General features: G+C 67.5%; 1 protein-coding gene. It reads left to right on the plus strand.

Annotated features, from left to right (window positions below):
* Positions 1-101: 101 nt before the first annotated feature.
* Positions 102-530: RDD family protein (locus FLQ44_RS17655; protein WP_147695453.1), on the plus strand; the 429-nt coding region annotated here is incomplete at its 3' end.

Genomic DNA, 530 nt, shown 5'->3' on the forward strand with positions numbered 1-530 from the left:
CGGGCCCGGCGGCATGACTTCTTGCGGGGAAACTTTGGGGTGTCGATGAACTGCTTGCCGGCCGTACGGGGCCGCCTGACCGATCGCCGGTGGCCGCTTGCATGAGCGCAGCCACCCTGCTCGATACCCGCGTCGAAGTCGAAACCCCCGAAGGCATCCGCCTCTACCTGCTGCCCGCCGGCATGGCGCCGCGCGCGGTCGCCTGGCTGCTCGACCTTTTCATCCGCATCGTCGTGCTTTGGGTACTTGCGATCGGTCTCGCCTTCATCGGCAAGGCCGGCCAGGGCGTCTACATGGTCGGCATGTTCGCCCTGCTGTGGCTCTATCCCGTGCTGTTCGAGCTGTTCTGGCACGGCCAGACGCCGGGCAAGAAGGCGATGGGCCTGCGTGTAGTCCATGCCGACGGCACGCCGGTGGGCTGGGTCGCCTCGGCCACCCGCAACCTGCTGCGCACCTTCGACATGCTGCCCTTCGCTTACGCCGTTGGCGTAGTCAGCACCCTGCTTGACAGCCGCAGCCGGCGCCTGGGT

Source organism: Vogesella mureinivorans (genome assembly GCF_007644035.1).
Classification (GTDB): Bacteria; Pseudomonadota; Gammaproteobacteria; order Burkholderiales; family Chromobacteriaceae; genus Vogesella; species Vogesella mureinivorans.